Origin of the sequence: Treponema sp. OMZ 788 (assembly GCF_024181245.1) — a bacterium.
Lineage (GTDB): Bacteria > Spirochaetota > Spirochaetia > Treponematales > Treponemataceae > Treponema_B.
This window is the reverse complement of the sequence record NZ_CP051199.1, coordinates 2,441,023-2,460,819: the sequence shown is the minus strand read 5'-3', so window position 1 is coordinate 2,460,819 and position 19,797 is coordinate 2,441,023. Positions and strand designations below refer to the sequence as shown.

20 protein-coding genes, 2 pseudogenes and 1 riboswitch are annotated in these 19,797 nt (G+C 36.2%); of the genes and pseudogenes, 9 read left to right on the top strand and 13 right to left on the bottom strand.

What is annotated here, in order from left to right; all coding sequences use genetic code 11:
• From E4O00_RS12240 to E4O00_RS12210, 5 genes and pseudogenes are all read left to right on the top strand, one after another.
• Positions 1–570, top strand: coding sequence for an adenylate/guanylate cyclase domain-containing protein (locus tag E4O00_RS12240; protein ID WP_253677635.1), 570 nt, complete (start codon positions 1–3; stop codon positions 568–570).
• A gap of 33 nt (positions 571–603) precedes the next feature.
• A pseudogene (locus E4O00_RS14360) lies at positions 604–2,647 on the top strand (adenylate/guanylate cyclase domain-containing protein).
• 22 nt (positions 2,648–2,669) lie between these two features.
• Positions 2,670–4,368 (top strand): annotated as a pseudogene (locus E4O00_RS12225) (FAD-dependent oxidoreductase).
• 10 nt (positions 4,369–4,378) lie between these two features.
• Positions 4,379–5,737: an APC family permease gene (locus tag E4O00_RS12215; protein ID WP_253677630.1), complete on the top strand. Its 1,359-nt coding sequence runs from the start codon at positions 4,379–4,381 to the stop codon at positions 5,735–5,737.
• 17 nt (positions 5,738–5,754) lie between these two features.
• Positions 5,755–7,011, top strand: a complete 1,257-nt coding sequence (locus E4O00_RS12210) for a YeeE/YedE family protein (protein WP_253677629.1) — start codon at positions 5,755–5,757, stop codon at positions 7,009–7,011.
• Positions 7,012–7,059: 48 nt separating this feature from the next.
• Here the strand turns inward: E4O00_RS12210 and E4O00_RS12205 are convergent, their stop codons facing one another.
• Genes E4O00_RS12205 through E4O00_RS12190 form a run of 4 tightly spaced genes read right to left on the bottom strand, consistent with a single transcriptional unit; the run spans position 7,060 to position 9,668 of the window.
• Positions 7,060–7,221 (bottom strand): hypothetical protein, encoded by a 162-nt coding sequence (locus E4O00_RS12205; RefSeq protein WP_253677628.1) that lies wholly within the window; start codon positions 7,219–7,221, stop codon positions 7,060–7,062.
• Positions 7,185–8,366, bottom strand: coding sequence for a YhjD/YihY/BrkB family envelope integrity protein (locus E4O00_RS12200; protein ID WP_253677627.1), 1,182 nt, complete (start codon positions 8,364–8,366; stop codon positions 7,185–7,187). Before E4O00_RS12200 ends, E4O00_RS12205 begins: the two co-directional genes overlap by 37 nt.
• Positions 8,367–8,377: 11 nt before the next feature.
• Positions 8,378–8,983 carry a response regulator transcription factor gene (locus E4O00_RS12195; RefSeq protein WP_253677626.1) on the bottom strand — a complete coding sequence of 202 codons (606 nt, stop codon included), beginning with the start codon at positions 8,981–8,983 and terminating at the stop codon, positions 8,378–8,380.
• Complete coding sequence (locus E4O00_RS12190) at positions 8,964–9,668, bottom strand: sensor histidine kinase (RefSeq protein WP_253677625.1); 705 nt, start codon at positions 9,666–9,668, stop codon at positions 8,964–8,966. The genes E4O00_RS12195 and E4O00_RS12190 overlap by 20 nt, the downstream gene beginning before the upstream one ends.
• Before the next feature lie 173 nt (positions 9,669–9,841).
• Here E4O00_RS12190 and E4O00_RS12185 point away from each other — a divergent pair, with 173 nt between their 5' ends.
• The 4 genes from E4O00_RS12185 to E4O00_RS12170 all read left to right on the top strand — a co-directional run bounded on the left by E4O00_RS12185 (position 9,842) and on the right by E4O00_RS12170 (position 12,676).
• A complete protein-coding gene (locus E4O00_RS12185) occupies positions 9,842–10,087 on the top strand; it encodes a hypothetical protein (RefSeq protein ID WP_253677624.1) in 246 nt (81 codons plus the stop codon).
• Positions 10,088–10,185: 98 nt separating this feature from the next.
• Positions 10,186–11,394 carry a M20 metallopeptidase family protein gene (locus E4O00_RS12180; RefSeq protein WP_253677623.1) on the top strand — a complete coding sequence of 403 codons (1,209 nt, stop codon included), beginning with the start codon at positions 10,186–10,188 and terminating at the stop codon, positions 11,392–11,394.
• The gene (locus tag E4O00_RS12175) at positions 11,391–12,215 is read left to right on the top strand and encodes a DUF3100 domain-containing protein (protein ID WP_253677622.1); all 825 of its coding nucleotides are present in this window, start codon (positions 11,391–11,393) and stop codon (positions 12,213–12,215) included. Before E4O00_RS12180 ends, E4O00_RS12175 begins: the two co-directional genes overlap by 4 nt.
• Before the next feature lie 14 nt (positions 12,216–12,229).
• Positions 12,230–12,676, top strand: coding sequence for a DUF340 domain-containing protein (locus E4O00_RS12170; protein WP_253677621.1), 447 nt, complete (start codon positions 12,230–12,232; stop codon positions 12,674–12,676).
• Between the two features lie 69 nt (positions 12,677–12,745).
• Here the strand turns inward: E4O00_RS12170 and E4O00_RS12165 are convergent, their stop codons facing one another.
• From E4O00_RS12165 to E4O00_RS12125, 9 genes are all read right to left on the bottom strand, one after another.
• A complete protein-coding gene (locus tag E4O00_RS12165) occupies positions 12,746–13,378 on the bottom strand; it encodes an ABC transporter ATP-binding protein (protein ID WP_253679727.1) in 633 nt (210 codons plus the stop codon).
• A 13-nt stretch (positions 13,379–13,391) separates the two neighbouring features.
• On the bottom strand, positions 13,392–15,068 hold the full coding sequence (locus tag E4O00_RS12160) for an ABC transporter permease (RefSeq protein ID WP_253677620.1): 1,677 nt from the start codon (positions 15,066–15,068) through the stop codon (positions 13,392–13,394).
• Positions 15,052–16,062, bottom strand: coding sequence for a thiamine ABC transporter substrate-binding protein (locus E4O00_RS12155; protein ID WP_253677619.1), 1,011 nt, complete (start codon positions 16,060–16,062; stop codon positions 15,052–15,054). Before E4O00_RS12155 ends, E4O00_RS12160 begins: the two co-directional genes overlap by 17 nt.
• Positions 16,050–16,166, bottom strand: a riboswitch (TPP riboswitch). Its footprint overlaps the gene before it by 13 nt.
• Before the next feature lie 337 nt (positions 16,167–16,503).
• Positions 16,504–17,262: a hypothetical protein gene (locus tag E4O00_RS12150; RefSeq protein ID WP_253677618.1), complete on the bottom strand. Its 759-nt coding sequence runs from the start codon at positions 17,260–17,262 to the stop codon at positions 16,504–16,506.
• A 123-nt stretch (positions 17,263–17,385) separates the two neighbouring features.
• Entirely contained in the window at positions 17,386–17,562 is a 177-nt protein-coding gene (locus E4O00_RS12145) for a UbiA family prenyltransferase (protein WP_253677617.1), read from the bottom strand.
• A gap of 152 nt (positions 17,563–17,714) precedes the next feature.
• Positions 17,715–17,921 (bottom strand): hypothetical protein, encoded by a 207-nt coding sequence (locus E4O00_RS12140; protein ID WP_253677616.1) that lies wholly within the window; start codon positions 17,919–17,921, stop codon positions 17,715–17,717.
• A 47-nt stretch (positions 17,922–17,968) separates the two neighbouring features.
• On the bottom strand, positions 17,969–18,628 hold the full coding sequence (locus E4O00_RS12135; RefSeq protein WP_253677615.1) for a hypothetical protein: 660 nt from the start codon (positions 18,626–18,628) through the stop codon (positions 17,969–17,971).
• A 120-nt stretch (positions 18,629–18,748) separates the two neighbouring features.
• Positions 18,749–19,204 carry a DUF2004 domain-containing protein gene (locus E4O00_RS12130; RefSeq protein WP_253677614.1) on the bottom strand — a complete coding sequence of 152 codons (456 nt, stop codon included), beginning with the start codon at positions 19,202–19,204 and terminating at the stop codon, positions 18,749–18,751.
• 278 nt (positions 19,205–19,482) lie between these two features.
• Positions 19,483–19,788, bottom strand: a complete 306-nt coding sequence (locus tag E4O00_RS12125; protein ID WP_253677613.1) for a helix-turn-helix domain-containing protein — start codon at positions 19,786–19,788, stop codon at positions 19,483–19,485.
• Positions 19,789–19,797 lie beyond the last annotated feature (9 nt).

Sequence of the window (19,797 nt, the reverse complement as noted above, 5' to 3'; positions counted from 1 at the left end):
TTGGGAGATAATATTTTAAAAGATATGTATATCGCCTTTATTCATTTAGGTATTTATACCGGATTGGAAACCGAAAAAGAAAGGCTTGAGCTTCTTAAAATTTATAATGAGACTCTGGCAAAGATTAATCCTGTTATTCAGACTCATAACGGGTTTATTGATAAGTATTTAACTGAAGGCTTAATGGTTCTTTTTCATGGCTCTGCATATGATGTAATCAAATGTATGCTTGAAATTAAATCCATTATTCAATTTGAAAATATGGACAGAGAAATAAGTAAGCTGCCTAAAATAGACCTTGCTGTCGGCATTCATTATGGAAGACTCATGCTGGGCACTATCGGAGAAGAAGAAAGAATGGACAGTACGGTTATATCCGATGTTGTCAATGTTGCTTCAAGACTTCATTTTTACGCTCTAAAAAAAAGGATCAATATTTTTATCAGTGAAGCAGTCAAAAAAAATGCGGTTAACCAGCCTTTAAATGAGGTTAAATTTGAATATAACGGCTTGGTAAGGTTTAGGGGAAAGGATGAGCCGGTTAGAATATACGAGGTAAAAAAATTATGACGGCCGAAAAGAAAAAGATTATTTTTAGGTTCGATTCCTTTTTGTTTTTTATTTATTCTTTTGTATCTAACTAATTTGCTTACACCTGCTTATAAACAAAAAATTATAAATTTGCAAGTAACAAAGGGTAAGGTTTCTATTCCTAGTACGGCTTCATCGGATTTGTCGCTTTTTTCTTTAAGCGGTGATTTTTATTATACTCCCAATCAGTTTTACTCCTTAAAAAACAGCTCTGAAGAAATGTATGCCAAAGTTCCGGGAGAGTTTTCGAGTAAAGAGTTAGGAAATGCTTTTGGTTACGGATCTTACGGCTTGGAATTATCCGGTCTTGATCCGGAAAGTCTTTACGCTGTTCATATTCCTCAAGTTTTTAACAGCTGCGGTATTATAATAAATGGAATTGATCTTGAAAGTCAAGGTCAGCCCGGTGTCAATAGGGAAACTGAAACCCCGGGGACTCGGTTTTCCCAAATAGCTTTTAGATCTTTAAAAGACGGCACGGCCAATATAGTAATTAATGTTTCCAATTTTTTTAATAGTAAAGGATATATTTCGGCTCCGATTATTTTGGGAAAGGCATCGCAAATAGGGGCTATGTTTAGAGGCACCCTGATTTTTTACGGTATCATATTTGCCATAACTTTTTCGGTTGCCTTATTTTTCTTTATGCTTTCTTTTTTTCATAAGCATTCTTCTTTTGTAATTTGGTTTTCTTTAACATCCATGGTGCTGGCTGTAAGAGGTATTTTCTTTTATCCTCATATTTTTATGATTTTGTTTCCTAATTTTCCATGGCGTCTTAATTTTATTATGAGGTATATTACTGTTCCTTTACCTATAATTTTATTTACTGTATTTATAAGCAAGGCGTTAAAATTAATATATAAAATTCCTTATATAATTATATTAGCAGTTTCAATTTTATATGCAATTTCTACTGTAGTTCTTCCGCCTGAGATTTCGGCTTTTTTATTATTTTATTATCAGGTCTTTGCTTTATTTTGTGTAAGCTATGTTATAATGCTCGCAATAATAGGTTTGAAAAAAAAGAAAAGAATTTTCCGTGTGGATATTTATTTCAACATCGGTGTTGTTCTTGTTCGGTGTTTATGACTTATTGGTTTCTTTAGGCATCATACCGGGAGAATTTTTTATTCAGATAGGAACGGTTTTTTCTGTTATTATATTGTCGATAATGGTATTGGATGATTATTCAGGTTCAATAAAAAAGATAGAAGATTTAAGTGTAGAAATGAAGCTTATAAATAAGTCTCTTATCCGTTTTGTTCCGGATCAAATTGTAGAGCTATTGAATAAAAAATCTATAATTGATGTTAAGCTGGGCGATAATGTTGAGCTTACAATGCCCATCCTATCTATAGATATAAGGTCTTTTACTCATACTGCAGAAAAACTGACACCAAATCAAGTTTTTGAATTATTGAATGAGTATTTTGCCTTGGTGGCTCCTGTTGTCCGCAAATATAATGGTGTAATAACTAAGTATTTAGGCGACGGTTTTTTTGCTCTATTTCCTGATGGAGCGGATTCGGCTCTTTCTTGCGGAATAGCCATACAAAAGGTAATTACCGATAACACTATTGCAGCTCCTAATTCTTCTCCTTTAAGGATAGGTATAGGAATCGATATGGGAGATATTCTTTTAGGAACCATAGGTAACTCTACCCGTATGGATAGTATTATTATTTCCAATTCTTACCATGTTGCGGAAGTCTTGCAGGAGTCGACAAAAAAGTATTCTTCATGTATTATTATTTCCGATAGAATTTACGAGGCCCTGAGTGATGGTTCAGAGCATTATATAAGGCCTATACAAAGAATTAAAAATTCATCCAGTAAGGAAACATTCTTGTATGAAGTTTATGACTGTGATGATGATTTGATTAGAGATTTAAAATACAGCACACAGTATTATATGGAAATTGCTTTAAAAACCTTATCGGCTCAGGGGGTGGAAGCCGCCGGTAAATATTTTGATAAGGTTCTGGATATATTCCCAAATGATTCTGTTGCTTTATATTATAAAAAAATGTTTGAAAAAATAAATGCACGATAAATTTTATTTTAAGGAGTAGTTTATGGCAAAGAAAGTTGTAATTGTAGGCGGCGTTGCAGGGGGTGCTTCCGTTGCTGCAAGAGTTAGACGCTTGGATGAAAATGCTGAGGTCATTATGTTTGAAAAAGGCCCTAATGTATCTTTTTCAAATTGTGCCTTACCTTTTTTCTTAAGCAGGATTGTTCCGGAAAGTGAAGATCTTGTTTTGATGACTCCGGAACAGTTTAAAAAGCAATATAATATTATTGCAAAAACATCCCACGAGGTTCTTTCGGTAGATCCGTCAAAAAAGACTGTAAAGGTAAAAGATTTAAATGCCGGAAAAGAATTTGAAGAGTCTTATGATGTGTTGGTGCTTTCACCGGGTGCTGCTCCTGTTGTTCCTCGGGCCATCCTTGGACATGATAAGCCCCATGTTTTTACCGTAAGAAATGTTGTGGATATTAAAAAACTTGATGATTATGTTACCGCTCACAATGTAAAAGACATAGCCGTTATCGGTGCAGGTTTTATCGGTATTGAAGTTGCGGAAAACTTTAAGCTTGCAGGTAAAAATGTTTCTCTTGTAGAAAAACTTCCTCAAGTTATGGCTCCCTTCGATTATGATATGGCCCAAATTCTTCATAAAGAAATACACGACAAGGGTGTAAACTTGGTTTTAGGTGACGGAATAAAAGAAATCGGAGATAACTTCATTGTTCTTGAGAGCGGCAAAAAACTTGATGCCGGTGTTGTAGTTATGTCTTTGGGTGTGCGTCCCGAAATTGCCTTAGCTCAAAGTGCAGGTGTAAAGCTAGGAGATTCCGGGGCTATTTTGGTTGATCATAATTACCGCACCAATATAGAAGATATTTATGCTGTAGGTGATGCTATCGAAGTAAATCATTTTATAACAAACAAAAAGACAAGGCTTACTCTTGCCGGTCCTGCTCAAAGACAGGCTAGGGCTGCTGCAGACGATATGTACGGCATTCCCCATAGAAATACCGGAGTTATCGGTTCTGCCGTTATTCAATGTTTTGATTATAATGCCGCATGTACAGGTCTTAATGAAAGAGAGTGTCAGGCTCAGGGAATTAACTATGACTGTTCTTATGTTATTCCGGGAGACAAGGTTGGCCTCATGCCTGATGCAAATCCCCTCTTCTTTAAGCTGATCTTTGCTAAGCCTTCAGGAAAAAATTTTAGGTGCACAGGCCATCGGTAAGGGAAATGTAGATAAGCGTATAGATGTTATAGCTTCGTTTATCATGCTGGGCGGAACTTTGGAAGATCTAAAAGAGTTGGAGCTTTGTTATTCTCCTATGTTCGGTACTGCAAAAGATATTGTAAACCATGCAGCTCTTGTAGGTTTAAATATTTTAAACGGTGTTTATAATCAGGTTCCGGTTACAATGGTGAGAGAGCTTGTCGAGTCAAATGCCTTTATTGTTGATGTGCGAGAGCCCAAGGAATTTGATGCAGGTCATCTTGTAAATGCTGTAAATATTCCTTTGAGTCAACTGCGTGAAAGAATGAATGAGATTCCGAAAGATAAACCCGTATATGTACATTGCCGATCCAGTCAAAGAAGTTATAATGCTCTTTGTGCTTTGAAGGGCAAGGGTTATAAAAATATAGTAAACATTATGGGCTCATTCTTAGGCATCAGTGTTTACGAATATTTTAATGATGTTAGTCAAAATAGAAAGCCGATAGTGACTAAATATAATTTTAAATAGGAAGAAGCTTTTGGAAGAAAAAAAAATACCGGCAAATGTAAAGGGGTTATCAAAATTCGATGTTTTAAATCTTGTAATAGGTTCTATTATCGGATGGGGCTCCTTTATTTTGCCGGGGACTCTTTTTTTACCTACTTCGGGGGTTATAAATACCGTCCTCGGTCTTGTGATAGGCGGCCTTTTTATTATTGTTATACAAAAGGCCTATCAGGTTATGCTGTATCATCATGTGGGCGAAGGAGGTGAGTTTTCCTATACCTTGGCAAATATGGGAAAGGTTCATGGGTTTATTGTAGGCTGGTCGTTAAGTCTTTGTTATTTGAGTATGATTCCTTTAAATGCAACCGCCTATGTGATTATACTGCGTAAGATTTTTGGGGAGGTGATTTTATGGGGCTATATGTATGATTTCGGCCCTACAAGTGTTTATCTTGCCGATATTCTTATCGCCTCCGCTCCCATTATTATTTTTACTATAATCAATTTAAGAGGGCTTTCATTAAGTGCAAAGATACAAAATATTATGAGCTCTGCCCTTGTGCTGATTGTTATAGTATTGTTTTTTATAATTATGGGTAAAAGCGATTTAAAGGTCTTTTCGGATAATTACTTGGGATTGGATAAAATATCCTTGGCAAAAACCGCATCGATAATAGCTATAATTCCTTTTTTGTTTGTGGGCTTTGATGTGGTTCCGCAAGTGTCCTGTGATTTGGGTTTTCCGCCATCTAAGACGCATTTGCCTACGATTATTTCCATAGTATTCGGCATTTTGCTGTACAGCCTTTTAAATATGATAGGAGCTTTTAGCTATGGTCCTGAGGAAGCGGCTAAGGTTGAGTGGGCCGTTGCCTCATCGGTTACAAGTACGACAGGCTCTATCGGTTTTTTCTTTTTGCTTATCGCAATTTTTTCGGCTGTTACCGGCGGTATAAACGGTTTTATGATAAGCAGCAGCAAATTGCTTGGTGCCTTATCCAATGAAAAATTGTCTCCGGCATTTTTGGGTAAAAAGAACGATAAGAATTTATATCCGAATGCAATTTTGTTTATTGCCGGGATAAGTTTAATAGGTCCGTGGATAGGAAGAGAAGTAATTATTTTGATTGTGGATATGGCCTCTGTATTGGCTGCCTTGGCCTATACCTATGTCGGTACGATAGGAATTAGAAAAGGCAAAAACTTATTTGAAAAAATAATGTGTGCTTTTTCGGGGCTTATCGGTTTGGTATTTATAGGCCTTCTTTTAATTCCCGGGTCTCCTGCACAGCTGACAAAGGAGTCAATGTTTTTTTTGATAGCTTGGACGCTTCTGGGCTTTTTATTTTATAGATTCGGTACTCGCCGAAATGAAAAAAGTAAAGAATAGTTTATAAGGAGTTACGTATGAAAAAAATCGAAAACATTATCGGTTTTGCAGTGCTTATTTTGAGCATTGTTTTGGGATCCGCTCTATTGAAGACGGATATGTTATTTTTTAGATGGGTTATAGGAATGGCCTTCGGTTATGTTTTGACCCGTTCTTTTTTCGGCTTTGCAGGAAGTATCAACAGAGCATATCGAACCGGCTCGACAAAACTTATGAGGGCTTTGATGCTGATGTTTGTACTTTCTGCAATTCTCACTTCAGCCTTTCTTATGTTTGGCGATGTTAAGGTTTATAACCTTTGGATTAACCCTATTAACTTGGGGCTAATTGTCGGCGGTATTCTCTTCGGTTTTGGTATGAGTTATTCTTCTTGCTGTGCTACAGGAACTCTTACTGACTTGGTTACAGGTTTACCGCGAGCACTTATTACTCTTCTATTTTTTGGAATAGGTGTTTTTGTGGGCTTCCCCCTTCAAGCCAGACAGTCTTGGATTAAGGAATCTTGGTTTAAAAGCGGAACAGGCCGCGGCGTTTTTTTACCGGACTTGTTTGCTTCTGAAGGAAAGAGCGGTTATTTAGGTGCAATTATTTTAACAGCCTTGCTTGCCGGTATTGTTGTTGTCATTTCATACATGTATGAAAGCAAAAGAAAAAAGAATAATCAATATTCAGGTGTAGGTTCAGAACAGGATCAGGATGCTGTAAAGGAACTTGATACTCATAATTATAAATTGTTTAGTGAAACAACTTATAAAAAAATCTTTGTCGAGCCCTGGTCTTTAACTATGGGTGCTGTTTTGCTGTCTGTTTTGTTTACACTTTTAATGGGAGTTACAAAGGCCGGTTGGGGTGCTTCAGGACCTTTCGGTTTTTGGTTTGGAAGATTGTTAAAGTTTTTTGGAATGAGTGTTGATTCCATTGTTGCCTTTACAGGAGGTAAACCAGGCCCTTATACAATGCCTTTTTTTGAGAATCCTTCTTTTGTACAAAATATAGGAATCATTGTAGGAACATTGATCTGCCTTCTTCTTGCAGGAAGCTTTACTGAGAGCTTTAAGTCCGAGTTAAAAATTAAGGCTAAAGATGTTTTGATTTTTGCAATCGGAGGTTTTGCAATGGGCTTCGGAACAAGGTTATCAAACGGATGTAATGTCGGTGCCTTGTATACCCCAATTGCAAACTTTTCGCTTTCAGGATGGATATTCTTAATTTGTCTTGTTGTGGGCGGTTCTTTAGGAAACTATACTCTCACAATGCTTAATAAAAAGAAATAAGTGAAAAAACGCTTTAGAATTTTTCTAAAGCGTTTTTTTTATAAAATTTTAATTTGGGTCGATAAGGGATTCTGCTAAAATTTTTAAGGCTTGGCGTGATACATTCCCATCGATTGAAACAGCTTCCAAAAAAAGTTTTTCCGGAACAACAGCTAGAAGGCAGTCAGTTACCGCTATGCTGTACCTGTTCTTTTTCCGTTTAAAAGACAAGCAAACTCTCCGAATAAATCTCCTTTTCCCAAATCTAAAATTTTATTTGATGTTGTAACTCTTACCGAGCCTTCTATTATATAATAGATTTCGCTGGATTCATCTTCGTAATTAAATATTACTTCTCCGGCTTTTATTTCGATCGCTTTTTTTCTATACTCTTTTGGCGGTTCTATAAAAATATGCCGTAAAAGTTGATTAAAAAATCCGGGAGCATCTTCTTTAGGTAATCTGTAAAGTTGCGAAATAACAAAGCTGTTAAAAAATTGATTAACATACATAAATTGGGCAAAGAAGACAAAGAAAAAAAAGAAAAACCAGACTTGGATTAAAACCAAGATCACATTTGTAAATATTCCGTAAACAATTGTAAATTTTGCAGTGGATCTAAAAAAAATAAAAAATATTTTTATAAAAAAATATGATAGGGTACAGCCCAGGGCTGAAATCCAAGCATTTTTAAATGAAGGTTTTACCGGAGGCATAAAATAATAAATTAAGCAGATAAAGAACTGCATAAGTAAAAGCGGAATAAAAATAAATAAATTTTTTAATAAAAAAACAATGTTGTTAGAAAAAACCGATTGAACTATGTTTATTCTAAAAACTGCGGAGCCCGTACTTAAAAGTATAAACAGCATAACTAAAAAAATAACTACAATCACCTCTCCTAAAATAACCGTTAGACTTGTTTTTATGGCTGTCTTTTTTGCTTTTTTACGGTATATTTTCCTTATGCTGTGCTGTATTGTTGTCAAAAAACGCCTTGCCATCCAAAGAACAAAAATTGTAACAATAAAATCGAAGGCCGAAAATGTATTGATGTTCAAAAGCAAGGAGAAAAAACGGTCTATATCCACCGTGTTTTCAAAAATCGAAAGGGCTCGGATTGCTGCTTTTACCTGTTCAGGAGTTTGCCTTAAAACTCTTAGTAAGATTGTTAATGTTAAGATAAAAAGAGGTATGGCCGACATTAAAAAGTTATAAGCACCTGCGGCTGCGTTTGTTAAAAGATCATTATTTGAGAAACTGACTATTGTGATGTATATTTTTTGATTAAAGTCATAGAGCCCCTTTTTTTGTGCTTGCACAACTCTTGCATACCAAGCTAAAAATTTTTGACTACCGCTTATTCCTCTTTTCAATTAACATTCTCCTATTTGGTATAATAATAAACTACTAACTGAGTTCTATCCCGCAAATTTAATTTTTCCAATATTGAAGAAACATAATTACGGACTGTTCCTTCACTTAAATTAAGGCGATTTGATATTTCTTTATTATTAAGTCCGTCTGCAACCAATTCCAAAATATCCGTTTCCCTATCATTTAAATCTTCCTTAAATTGTGCTCGTGCCGGTTTTGTTTGCGGGATTTTCGATATTATTTCCGAGTCGAAGACGATGCTCCCTGCACCGACTGCATTTAATGCAGGGATAAGAGAGTCGATGTTTTGTTTTAATATATAACCCTTGCATCCGAAGTTAATAGCCTTTGTAATATATTCTTCATCATTAAAGGTTGTAAGCAGTAATATTTTTGCATCCTTATGTTCAGCTAAAATTTTTTCACTTGCTTCTATGCCTGTCATATTTTCCATTCTTATATCCATTAAAAGAATGTCCGGTCTGTGCTCGTTAAATAAAAATACCGCCTCGCTTCCGCTTGAGCCTGTCGCAATAATATCGAAACCGTTAGCTTTTAATATTGTTTTTAGAGAAGAAACTACAAGAAAATCATCATCAACTATTATTATCTTCATTTTGTTTATCCTTTTTTATTTTCGGAAAAGTAATGTGGGTTTTAAATCCGTCTTCAGAATAAAAATTAACTGTACCCATATGTTTTTCTACAAAATCTTTTATAACTTTTAAACCTATTCCGTCATTAACGGGTTTACCTGAAAAACCGCATCCGTTATCCTGAAGTACAAGGGTGTAAAATGCAAGATGCTCCAATAAACTGATTCTGAATTCGGTTGCACCGCTGTGCTTTATTGTGTTTGAAAGGCTTTCTTTTACTATTGAAAAAATATCGTATTTTAATTCGTAAGGTATGGACTCCGCCTTATATGTTAATAGTATCTTAGGCTTTTTTGTATTTTCAGCAAGCCCTTCCAAACCTGTTTGTAAATTAAAAGAATCATTGTGCATATTATGCAGACACTCTCTTATTTCGGTCATTCCGTTTTCTAAAGCATTTTGTAAAATATTTAAGTTTTCTTTAACTTCTTGCTGGTTTGATATATACTTTAAAGCATTTACCTGTAAAATACCTGCACTAAGTGTATGTCCTATAGAATTGTGCAGGCTCCCGGAAATTCTATTTCTTTCGGCTAAAATTAAAACTTCAGCATTTTTTAAAACATCATTTTGTAAAATTCTTTCCCGTTTTTTTGCGTTTATTTTGCTTTCTGCTAATTTATCTTTGAGGTTTATTACTTCCATGGTTTTGGAAAGATATTGTCTTTGAACTTCGGAATAAAAAAAAGATTATAAGTGAAAAAATAAAAAAGATTAAATCAAAATTAAAAAAAAGACAGGGGATAAGAAGATATTTAAAAAATTGTTTTTGTGAGTTTTTGCAATTCGGATAATCTTCAAAATTTATAGTCATAATTATGGGAGAAAAAAATACAAGGTTTTTATCGAAGACTACTATCGAAAAAATAAAAATTAATAGAACAATGAATTTAATTTGCTTGCTCTGTATCATGTTATCCCAAAGCCCTATGGAGAAAAAAATAATAAAATATGGAATAGCATTAAAAGAATTTGTTTTTATAAATAAAAAAAGAGAACAAAAAAGACTTACCAAAAAAAATTCTAAAAATAAAAGCATATTACATCAAGTATCAATATTATGAGTATAATCTAAAATTTTTAAAAAATCAAGAAATCTTGATTTTATTGTTGACAGAATAAAAAACTAGTGCGATAATTATAAAATGCTAGGAGGTCTAAGTTGGATAAATATAATATAGTTAGCTTGGTTAAACAAAAAGAAGCTAAGATTATTCAAATCAGACGAGATTTACATCAGATTCCTGAGTTGCAATTATCCTTGCCTAAGACTGTAAGTTATGTCTGCAAGCAGCTTGATGAGCTGCAAATACCATATCATAAACTTGTTGACGGCAATGCTATTGTTGCAACTATTGAAGGAAAAGAAAAGGGCAAATGTATTGCAATAAGAGCAGATATGGATGCTCTGCCCATAAAAGAAAATACGGGATTGAGTTTTGCATCAAAGCATGAAGGGTGTATGCATGCTTGCGGGCATGACGGCCATACAGCTATGGCCCTCGGTGCATGTATGGTGTTAAAGGATCTGTCATCCGAATTTAAAGGCTGCGTTAAAATTTTGTTTCAGCCCGGTGAGGAGTATCCCGGAGGTGCTCTCCCGATGATAGAAGAAGGATGCTTGGAAAACCCAAAGGTTGATGCTCTCATAGGGCTTCATGCCGGTTATATTTATCCGGGCGTCGAAAAGGGAAAAATAGGTATATGTCCGGGTGCTTTTTTTGCTTCAATGGACCGTTTTCAAATTACGGTAAGAGGCAAGGGGGCTCATGGTGCATATCCCCATATGTCTGTAGATCCTATCCCGATAGCCTGCGAAATAGTTTCTGCTCTGCAAAAGATTATAAGCAGGGAACTTGCCCCTACGTCGAATGCTTTAATTTCGGTTTGTCAAATACATAGCGGTACTACTCAAAACATAATTCCGGATGAGGTTTTTATGGAAGGAACTGTACGTGCTACAGATGAAGATGTGAGAAAGTTTATGGCAAAGCGAATTGATGAAATTGCTTCAGGCATAGCAAAGTCATATAGGGCAGAAGCAGAAACCGTTTATGACTTTAAATATCCCGTCTTAATGAATGATAAGGATTTTACGGAATTCTTTGCTGAAAATACAAAAGAAATTTTGGGGGAAGATTGTATTCATGAAATTTCAATTCCGACAATGGGCGGAGAAGATGTTGCTTTTTTCCTTCAAAAAGTTCCCGGTACTTTTTTCGTTTTGTCAAATCCGATTATACATGATGGAGGAAAAATTTATCCTCATCACTCGGATAAATTTGACATTGATGAAAGTTTATTCTATAAGGGTACTTCAGCGGTGCTGGCTACCGTTTTAAAATATTTAGACTTAGGAGGTTTAAAATGAAGAATATACGATTGCACCTAACAGTTCTTGTGTTGGTTGTTATTTCGGAATTCATCGGAAAGTTTGCATTTAAGGTTGGGATAGGAACTATAGTTCTTTTACCAATGCTTTATGCTTTAATTCTCGGAATTTTAACGACATTAAAAAAGGTTAAAATATCCGGTGATAAAGAGATTAAAGATGCAGGAAGTCTTATAAGTGTTACTCTTATGCTTTTGATGGCTAAGTATGGAACAACAATAGGTCCAAGTATCTTGACAATTATAAAAGCAAGTCCGGCTCTTATTTTGCAGGAATTCGGAAACCTAGGAACAGTTATCTTGGGTGTTCCTATTGCCGTACTACTCGGACTTAAGAGGGAATCTATAGGAGGTGCACATTCTATTTCGCGAGAGCCCAATGTTGCTATTGTTGCAGAGCGTTATGGTCTCAATTCTCCTGAAGGTGAAGGTGTATTAGGTGTTTATCTTGTAGGAACGGTGTTCGGCACCATATTCATTGGTCTTATGGCAAGTATTTTGGCCTCAGCAACATTCTTACACCCTTATGCTCTTGCCATGGCTTCAGGAGTAGGTTCTGCTTCTATGATGACGGCATCAGTCGGCTCTCTTATAGAATTATTCCCTGATATGGCAGAAAATATCAAGGCTTTTGGTGCAGCAAGCAACTTGCTTTCGGGATTAGACGGAGTTTATATGTCGATATTCCTTGCACTTCCTTTCTCGGAATGGCTATTTAAAAAATGCTATAAAATGAAATATAAGGAAGATGCTCCTCTTCCGTCAGTTCCGGTTGAAGTTAGTGACGATCATTCAAATTAAGGAGGTTATTATATATGAAATTTAAGAATGCATTAATTGTTTTGCTTATAACGGCTTTTGTTTCTTTGGTAGGTAACTTCGTAGGCCCTAAAATAAATCCTCTTACCGCTCTACCCGGAATGCTTATTCTTGTGGGTATAGCTGCTGTAGGTATAGTGTTATCAAAAGTGATTCCCGGAAAAATACCTGCCGTAGCATATATTGTTACTATTGCTGCGATTATGACTATTCCCGGTGTTCCTTTTTCAAAGGAAGTATATGAATATACTGCAAAGGTAAACTTTCTAGCTCTTTGTACCCCGATTTTAGCCTATGCCGGTATTTATACCGGTAAAAACTTAAGTTCTCTTAAAAATACGGGATGGAGAATTTTTGTTTTGGCTGTTGCAGTTATGCTGGGAACCTATATCTTCTCGGCTTTAATAGCACATTTTATATTAAAAATTATCGGACAAATATAACAGGTATAAGTTTATAATCAAAATGTTTGGTGCTCCAATTCGATAGATTTGGGGCATTTTTATTACTTTCTATCCCATGTAAAGAACCTCATCGGCAAGGGCAGCGGCCTCGTCCTTGTCGTGGGTAACATAGACGGCCGTGTATCCCAAACTCTCCTGCTTGGCCCTAAGTTCTTTTCGTAAGTGCAGGCGGAGATCTGCATCGAGGGCCGAGAGGGGTTCATCAAAGAGGATGAGGGAGGGGCTCACTGCAAGGCTGCGTGCAAGAGAAACCCTCTGCTTTTCTCCGCCCGAAAGAAGATCGGTTTTGCGCTTTTGTAAGGCTTCTAAATGAAAAAGCTCGACAAGAGGGGCGATTGTTTTGCGGGCTTCCTTTTTGGACATGCCTTTAGAAACCAGCCCATAGAAGATATTTTCTTCAACATTGAGATGAGGGAAGAGGGCATAGTCTTGAAAGACCATTCCGATTCCGCGTTTGCCCGGAGGGATTCGGCTTATATCCTTTCCGTCTAAAACAATCTCCCCCGAATCCGGGGCGATAAGACCTGCGATTATTTTTAAAACCGTTGTTTTGCCGCAGCCTGAGGGCCCGAGGAGGGCAAGAGCTTTTCCCTTTTTTAATTCAAAGGAAATGGAAATATCTTTTTCGGTAAAATGTTTTTTTATATTTTTAAGCTGTAAAAAAGCTCTTTCGTGTTCCAATATCATTTTAAATTTATTTCTCCTGTAAAAAGAAAACAAAGCCGGTTATAAGGCTTAAGACGACTGCAACTGCAGAAGATTCTACAAAGCGGTATGAAGAAGCGTAGTCAAAAATCAGTAAGGCCAGATTGTTAAAACGCGGGATGTTTAAGACTATCGGCAAGGATGCATCTCCTGCACTTATGGCAAAGACAAAGGCTAGACTTGAAAAAATGCCCTTTTTGCACAAGGGAACTATCACCTTAAAAAAGGCCGTTTTTTTGTCGGGTGAAAGCAAGACTGCCGCATTGATAATATTTTGAGGAATGCGTAAAAGCGAGGTTTGTATCTGAGTCCATGCAAAGGGCCACGCAAGGGAGCTTTGTGCAAAGATTAAAATCAGTTCCGTTCCGTTAGGTCTTAACAAGAGCCAGCCGAAGCCGAGCATGACCGATGACACGGCCAAGGGCAGGTACGGAAGAAGGGCGTATATTCTTCTCCATTTATAAAAGACTGTAATGTATGCAAAGAACAAGGAAGCTGCGAGGCTTACAAAGGCTGTAAGAGAGCCGATTTTGATACTTGCCCAAAGAGCCGTCCAAAAGGTTCGGGATGAAAAAACGTTTTTCCATGCCTTAAAATAAAAAAATTTGTTAAAGATAGAAGTGTAATTTACATTATATGTGGAATGTAAAAAAATAGAAAACAGGGGCGCTATTAAAAAAAGAATAATTATAAAAATTGTAAGGCTGAAAAAGATTTTTTGCCTAAGGCCTTTTATTGCGGTGCGTTCCCTTATTCCCTTTAAGTTTTCGTTTTGTACCCTCATTTTTTTTTGTAAGTGAGAATAGATGAGGATTAAAATTAAGGCCGCAGATATTTCGGTAAGGGCTATCTTTGCTGCAAGGTTCATATCCAATTTTGTGCGGGCTGCCTTGTAAAGCTCGACCTCTAAGGTTGTGGTCGCAAGACCTCCGAAAAGAAGGATTATTATAAAACTAAAAAAGCAAAAGAGGAAGATAAGCAAAAAGGAAACGGCTATCGAATTTAAAAGGGCAGGAAAGGTTATGGTTTTAAAGATTCTAAATTTACTTGCTCCTAAAAGGAGGGCTGCATTAGGCTCATCTTCGCTTAAACGTTCCCAAACTTGGGCGATTGTTTTCATCGCAAGGGGAAAGTTATAAAATCCGTGAATTATGATTACCCCCGGCATCGAAAATAAAAAATTAATGGGAGGCTCATCTTGGTTTAGTAGACTCTTTAAAAACGAGTTGAGGATTCCGTTATTTCCAAAAAAGATTATAAAGGAAAGGGCGACGATTATTGCAGGCACGCAGAGGGGAACACTCGACAGGGCCATTAAAAATTTTCTGCCCCGAAAGTTTTTTCTTGCACAAAGGTAGGCCGCTGCAAAACCTACGGTGCAGGCAAGCAGGGCAGAAAAAAAAGCCTGAGAAACCGTAAAAACCGTTATCCTAAAAATATGCGAAAAATCAAAGGAGCTTTTTACTCCCGTAATATGCGAAAAATCAAATCGTGAAGAAAATAAGGGAACAAAGCTCAATATTAACGGAAGAAAAAAAGAAAGAAGTACAAGAAAAAAGATAAGGCCGCCGAGCGGCAAAACAAGGCCGCCTATCTTAGATAGGCGCTCTATCAGAGATAGGCTGCCGCTCGGTCTAAGGCCTTCTTGCTTATTTTTGTAAAACATTAATTACGGCGTTGACCGATTCGGTTTGATCTTCTGAAGGAATGCGCAAGATTTTTGCAGGTTTGGGAACATCCTTGTAAGAAACAGGAAGGGGAAGCCCCTTGATGACCGGATACATAAACTGAGTTTCGGGAAGAAGGCTTTGAGCTTCTTCAGTCAGCATAAAGTCGATAAAGGCCTTTGCTCCCTTAACATTAGCAGCATTAGCGGCAAGACCCATGCCTTCAATTTGAATGACATGGCCTTCTTCGAAAACCAATGGCCGGAAGCGGTCGGTCTTGTCATACAAAACATGGGAAGCCAAGCTGCTTGTATACGAGATAGCCATAGGTGCTTCTCCGGCTGTAAAATAGCCGTACCCTGTGCTCCACTTGGGGGCCATTGCAAAGATATTCGGCTTGAGGGACTTCCAAAAGTTGAGGTACTCATCACCAAAAACAGCCTTTGTCCACGCAACCATGCCTAAGCCTGTTGTACTTGAACTCGGATCCAAAACTACAATCTTTTTTGCATAGGAAGGATCGGTTAGTTCTTTTAAAGATGAGGGCTTTTTGATTTTGGCCCTTGTGTCGAACATAAATGCAAAATAGCCGTAATCAAAGGGGGTTAAAAGCCAATCTTCTGAGATAAGAACATCCGACTCTATCTTGTTTGCGGCCGTAGGTTTATAGGCTTTTAAAACATTTGCCTTGCGGGCTTTTTCGATAAGATGGTTATCGATACCAATGAGCACATCGGCTGTAGAAGTCTTACCCTCCAATATGGCCCTGTTTAAAACGCCTTCTTTGCAGACGACATATTCTACATCCTTGCCCGTTTTTGCCTTAAAGAGCTCTGCAATTTTCGGGCCTGGACCGTAGTCCGCAGCAAAGGATTTTGTCGTATAAACCACAACCTTTGTTCCGTCAGATTCTTTTGCACCGCCTGCAAAAAGAGCGGTACAACCGATAATTAAAAATGAGAAAATTAAAATAGAGCGTAAATGATTTTTCATAAGCTCCCTCCGCCGGTATTATCCGGATCAGGTAATAGGGCATCCGTGCGGACAGCCCTTTGCGGGTATGTTCTCAGCTTGTATAAGCACCCCGGCGAAAGCGAGTGTAGCATAAGAAGAACAAAAATTCAAGAGGAGGGGAATTGATAGACTCAGTTATTTCTTTAATTGTCATAAACAGCGGGATTGTTTTCCTGCTGCTGTCACCGTATCTCTATCGGGAGTGTCGGCGTGCCGATACCCTAAGCTCATTGTCGAGTGTATTTTCGATGTAGTCTATCGTCCTGTTAAATAATTGAATACTGTTCATCTTTTCTCCTGTATTATTATGGAAATTATATAAACAAAATACCTTACCGTCTCGATATTTTTTGTACAAATTTTATGGGATCAAACAAGTTTTATAAGTTAATTTTGCAGGTTAAAGCGGGTGTTATACGTTTATAAAATATAATAATACCAATTACTTTCATAGTTGGTATCAAAATTTTCTTTAGTGTCAAATTCAATATTTATTTTGTCTACATTTAATTTGTTATTAAAATCAAATTCTTTCAATGAAGAATAAATATAATTTTTTATCATCATTTCAATTCTATATTTTTCTAGTTTATTCGGAATTTGTACATTTGAATAAAAAAATACAACAACACGTGTATAAAATACTTTCTTTATTATCCAGATATTTTTATTATTTATTTCTTTTTTTAGGAAATTCAAATCTTCTGGTAAATTTTTATATATTCGCTCTAATTCTTCTCGTTCAAATGATGAAAAATAGGTGAAAAATCTTGCCTTATATTTATTTTGCAATTCAAATTCTTTTTCGGCTATATAAAAAGTAATTTCATTTTTTTTCTTATTATCAAATTTAATATTTTTTTCTTGAGAGTTATTTTCTAATTTTACTTCAAAACGAATCAGATTTTTGTTATTAGAATTTTTTATTAATGTAAATAAAATTTCATGTATATCTATGTTATATGTTTTAGAAATATATTCTTGAATTTCTTGATAATCTTCTTCTTTAATTTCACTGGTTATCAAAATTTCTTGCTTTACTTTATATTTTTTATAATAAATAACAAAAAAAATCGAAAGTACAATTAGAATCACTAAAAAATACATTTTTATTCCTAAAATCCAACGCACTGCGTTGTGCGTATAATGGGCGGCGGATAAGCTGCAAGAAGCTTTCAAAGCCTTTAGGCTTTTGAGCTTCGCTGTCAGCTTAATTCACGTGTTGGACGGCGCTGTGCGCCGGACGACACGCGGAGATTCCGCCGCCCGTTGAACGGGCGCGTATTTACCCGTTTGGGGTTTTCAGCGTGTTTTTGCGCAAAAGACGTATCGTTTGCGCCCTTTGTTTGCTGTTCCGCCCGCGGAAAAACAGCCGGTCGGCAATGGGCGTTTTGCATATCGGCGCTTTTGTGCATCTTCGTCGTCTATATAGTCTTTTAAGACTGCGCCGAATCGGTCAAAAAGATTTTCCGTTTCCATTTTTCGTGTACTCGGTTAAAAAAAGCGAATAAGCAGTTACCGCAATGTATTCAATATCGATATTTTTATAAAAACTCCGTTTTTTTCATCGTATATCCAATAGGGCATCTCTAAAAACCTTGTTGGATTTTTAGAGATGCCCGACGAGTTTTTCATAAGTCTTTATATATTAATGACTTATGAAAAACATCGCAAATTAAATTAAAGGGAGCCTCTAAAAAACTGATGTTTTTAGAGGCTCCCTTTAATTCTTCATTTTTAAAATCATCTTCATTAATTTCTATTTTAAAATACTCATAGTTTAAAGACCAACTATTTTTGTTGAAATTAAACTCCTCTTTTTTTAATGAATGCTGCATTAAGTTAGCTACTTTTCAATCTACCTCCTAGTGAGAAAATTAGAAAATTAATCAGAATTTGCAATCTCATCTGCATTCTCTTTCAAATAAACAAAGTCTAATTGTCTCGCCGCTTCAATATATTCGCTTAATTTATCTGATTTTATTTTATAAAGAACACTGAGTGCCATTATTTTTTGATACTCTTCAGCATAGGTATCACCCTTATATTTGTCTCTTTCCCAAAATTCAATCGCATACTGTTCTGCTTTTTTATAATCTATCTCACTTAAAGCACTTAAAGACATTCTCTGTGTATATTCATCATCTACATTTATATACTTGAATACCCAATCAGTAACTGAACTATCATCTTTATAAACTGGCAATCTTTTTACTAGCTGCCACTTCGCAGTTGTATAAATTGAATCTATACATCTTTCAATCAAATATTTAAACCATTCTTTATATGACGAAATAAAGTCAGCCAAATATTCGCATTCATTGTCCCTGGCTACACAATAAAGTATAGATTCTAAATCAGTTTCGGTAACATCTTTTACTTCTACATTCTTTACAAATGAGATTGCAGATTCTCTCATTCTATCAAAAGAAGGACCTAGAAATTCTCCATTATCAGTATCTTCAGTCATCTCAGAATAATGCTTATAAACCCATTCTTTGTATATTCTCACTTCTTTATTTAGTATTCGGCTGTATTTATTCAAACGCCCACCCCTAACATTTATTTGATATGAATTTTTTCATATTCTTCTCTTTAAAACTTAAATTTGTAACTATCATTTTTTTCTCTTCTTCATTTTCAATCTCTTTAGCTACAACACCAATTAACTTTCCCAATCAATGGATATGATTTTTGCATCTTCACCGAATTTTACGCAGAGTATTTCATCGCTTTCATCAGGTGCAATCATAAAATCCATTGCGATGTGCGGCTGTTCACTGTCAATCCATAAGTCTACATTCGTTACCGTCATTTTACTTACAAACTCGGTAATATCGCTCGGCAAATCTTCCAGTCCGCATTCTTCAATATGAAAGTCGATATAGTAGCTGTCATCTTTTAAATATGCTATAAGTGTTTTTCTTGCTTCTTTTATTTTATCATCTATGTTCTCAAGAAACTGTGCATAAAGGTCGAGTATGCCGGCCGGTACTTCTCCATTTTTATCGAACCAAAGACAGGTATCTATCCCCTGAATCTCTTTTTCCCAAATTACTTCCGCATCGTCTGTTATCGCAAGATTCAACTGACCGAAGTATTGATGTTCCATTTTTTTCATAACTTAATCTCCTATTATTTAGTATATCATGGGCACCTCTAAAAAGCTGTTTTTTAGTAACCATAACGGGCGGCGGATAAGCTGCAAGAAGTGAGAAAGCCTTTAGGCTTTTGAGCTGCGCCGTCAGCTTAATTCGCATGTTGGACGGCGCTGCGCGCCGGACGACAGGCGGATATGCCGCCGCCCGTTGAACGGACGCACTGCGTCCGTTCAACATTCGCTTAACCTGCATTTGCGGCTCCTCCGCAATGTCAGGTTGAAGCGGCTGTTAGGATATCTTATGTTCTTAATAAAACTTCCTCTTTTACTTTTGAATTAGTTAATTTAGGATATATTTTTATTTCTAGTCCCATTCCAATACTATCAATATAATCAATAAGTGTTGATAGCTTTATATCCTTTCTTTTTTCTAATCTTGAAACAGATGATTGACTAAAATTTGCAATCTCGCTTTGAGTAAGTTCCTGTAATTCTCTAATCCTAGCTAATTTGATTGAAAAATTTTCTCTTTCTGCTTTCAATTTTGCTTTATTTACTTCTTCCTCACTCATATATCTTTCCATCATTTCAAACGCATCTTTCATATTAACCTC

Coding starts and splice junctions, on each gene's coding strand:
- E4O00_RS12145 (WP_253677617.1), bottom strand. CDS start 17,562: ATGGAAACGGAAAATCTTTTTGACCGATTCGGCGCAGTCTTAAAAGAC.
- E4O00_RS12130 (WP_253677614.1), bottom strand. CDS start 19,204: ATGAAAAAAATGGAACATCAATACTTCGGTCAGTTGAATCTTGCGATA.
- E4O00_RS12190 (WP_253677625.1), bottom strand. CDS start 9,668: ATGGAAGTAATAAACCTCAAAGATAAATTAGCAGAAAGCAAAATAAAC.
- E4O00_RS12195 (WP_253677626.1), bottom strand. CDS start 8,983: ATGAAGATAATAATAGTTGATGATGATTTTCTTGTAGTTTCTTCTCTA.
- E4O00_RS12210 (WP_253677629.1), top strand. CDS start 5,755: ATGAAAAAAATCGAAAACATTATCGGTTTTGCAGTGCTTATTTTGAGC.
- E4O00_RS12125 (WP_253677613.1), bottom strand. CDS start 19,788: ATGAAAGATGCGTTTGAAATGATGGAAAGATATATGAGTGAGGAAGAA.
- E4O00_RS12140 (WP_253677616.1), bottom strand. CDS start 17,921: ATGCAGCATTCATTAAAAAAAGAGGAGTTTAATTTCAACAAAAATAGT.
- E4O00_RS12155 (WP_253677619.1), bottom strand. CDS start 16,062: ATGAAAAATCATTTACGCTCTATTTTAATTTTCTCATTTTTAATTATC.
- E4O00_RS12185 (WP_253677624.1), top strand. CDS start 9,842: ATGGGAGAAAAAAATACAAGGTTTTTATCGAAGACTACTATCGAAAAA.
- E4O00_RS12175 (WP_253677622.1), top strand. CDS start 11,391: ATGAAGAATATACGATTGCACCTAACAGTTCTTGTGTTGGTTGTTATT.
- E4O00_RS12170 (WP_253677621.1), top strand. CDS start 12,230: ATGAAATTTAAGAATGCATTAATTGTTTTGCTTATAACGGCTTTTGTT.
- E4O00_RS12160 (WP_253677620.1), bottom strand. CDS start 15,068: ATGTTTTACAAAAATAAGCAAGAAGGCCTTAGACCGAGCGGCAGCCTA.